The organism is Ramlibacter sp., assembly GCF_035548915.1.
In the GTDB taxonomy this organism is placed as follows: domain Bacteria; phylum Pseudomonadota; class Gammaproteobacteria; order Burkholderiales; family Burkholderiaceae_C; genus Ramlibacter.
On the sequence record NZ_DASZSE010000049.1, the window covers coordinates 1 to 2019 of the forward strand.

Annotated in this window: 1 protein-coding gene and 1 pseudogene; both read right to left on the bottom strand. The window is 71.6% G+C overall.

Annotation, left to right across the window (positions count from 1 at the left end):
- Positions 1-635 (bottom strand): annotated as a pseudogene (locus tag VHA82_RS21350) (hypothetical protein); the annotation flags it as partial.
- A gap of 30 nt (positions 636-665) precedes the next feature.
- The gene (locus tag VHA82_RS21355) at positions 666-1982 is read right to left on the bottom strand and encodes a glycerate kinase (RefSeq protein WP_325547189.1); all 1317 of its coding nucleotides are present in this window, start codon (positions 1980-1982) and stop codon (positions 666-668) included.
- Between the last annotated feature and the right edge of the window lie 37 nt (positions 1983-2019).

The window sequence follows — 2019 nt, forward strand, 5'->3', positions numbered from 1 at the left end:
GGCGGTGGCTGTGTGGGGGGGGGTGGGGGGGCTGGTGTCGGGGCGGGTGTTGGTGGGGGTGTCGGCGCGGGTGTCGGGGCGGGTGTCGGTGCAGGTGTCGGTGCAGGCGTTGGTGCAGGTGTCGGCGCAGGTGTCGGCGCGGGTGTCGGCGCGGGCGTCGGCGCGGGCGTCGGCGCGGGCGTCGGCGCAGGAGTCGGTGCTGGCGTCGGTGCAGGTGTCGGCGCAGGTGTCGGCGCAGGCGTCGGCGCGGGCGTGGCAACCGGCTTCGCTGCCGGCGGCGCGACGCCACCGCGCTCCGACACGACCTTGCGGGCCGACTCCAGCTTCGCGATCGCCTGCGTGATCGCCTCCTTCACGGCCTCGCGCAGCTCACCGGTCGAACGCCGCTCGCCGAACCCCGAGTCGAGCGCCGCATCGACCTTGCCTATCGCATGCTTCCTGTATTCCGGCGTGCCCTGTCCGAGCACGTCCGCGAGCACGCCATTCACCTTCTTCTGCAAACTTTCCAGGCGAGGGTCCCAGCGGTCCTGGATGCTTCCCACGTCGTAATTGCGCAGATCGCGGATGTTGCGCGCGAGCTTGTCCAGCGCGGTCTCGAGCGACTGACCCTTCTCGTGCCCCTTGCCGCCGGTCATCCAGCCTCCTTGCCGCTGCGACGAAAACCCTCAGAGTATCAGGATCGCGCGGAAGTCGTTCACATTGGTATGCGTGGGACCTGTGATCACGAGGTCGTCGAGCAACCGGAAGTAACCGTACGAGTCGTTGCGATCGAGATAGTGATCGATCTTCATGCCGAGCGACCGCGCCCGGGCAAGCGTCTCGGGCCCGACGCAAGCGCCCGCGTTGTCCTCGCTGCCGTCGATGCCGTCGGTGTCGGCCGCGAGCCCCCAGATGCCCGGCTCGCCCTGCAACGCCTGCGCAAGCCCGAGGCAGAACTCGGCCGCCCGCCCGCCGCGGCCGCGCGGCGTGCCTGCGGGCTGCTTTCTCACCGTCACCGTCGTCTCGCCGCCCGAAAGGATCACGCAGGGATTGCGAAACGGCTCGCCGCGCCGCGCGACGGCTCGCGCGAGCGCCGCATGCACCTTGCCGACCTCGCGCGATTCGCCTTCCATCTCGTCCGAGAGAATGTGCGCGTCGAGCCCGGCCGCGCGCGCCGCGAGCGCCGCCGCGTCCAGCGATTGCCGCGGCGTCGCGATCAGATGCACCTCGTGCCCGCCGAACATCGCATCGCCCGGCTTCGGCGTTTCGAGCGCGCCGCGCTCCAGCAGGCTCATGATCGCGCCGGGCACCTCGATGCCGTAGCGTTGCAGGACAGCGACCGCATCGGCGCAAGTGGTGGCATCGGGCACCGTGGGTCCGCTCGCGATGATGGACGGGTCGTCGCCCGGCACGTCGCTGATCGTGAGCGTCACGACCTTCGCGGGCGCGCAGGCCGCCGCGAGCCGCCCGCCCTTGATGCGCGACAGGTGCTTGCGCACGCAGTTCATCTCCGCGATGTTCGCGCCCGACTCGAGGAGCTGCCGGTTCACGCGCTGCTTGTCCTCGAGCGTGAGGCCCTCGGCCGGCAGCGTGAGCAACGCGGAGCCGCCGCCGGAGATGAGGCACAGCACCAGGTCGTCCGCCGTCAGGCCCTGCGCCAGCGCGAGGATGCGCCGCGCGGCGTCCAGGCCCGCCGCATCGGGCACCGGATGCGCGGCTTCGACGATCTCCACCCGCTGGGTGAGCCCCACCGGTCGCGGCGGCGTATGGCCATAGCGTGTGACGGCCAGCCCCGACAGCGGCGCATCCGGTGGCCACAGCGCTTCCACCGCATGCACCATCGCGCCCGCGGCCTTGCCCGCGCCCAGCACGACGGTGCGCCCCCGCGGCGGCGGCGGCAGGAAGCGCGCGGTGTTGTGCAGCGGCAGCGCACGCTGCACCGCCGCGCGGTAGAGATGTTCGAGGAAGGCGTGCGGATGGGTGTACGGGTCGGGGGCTGGCATGCGGAGTGTCTCCAGACTCGGATTGTGCGGCTACCGG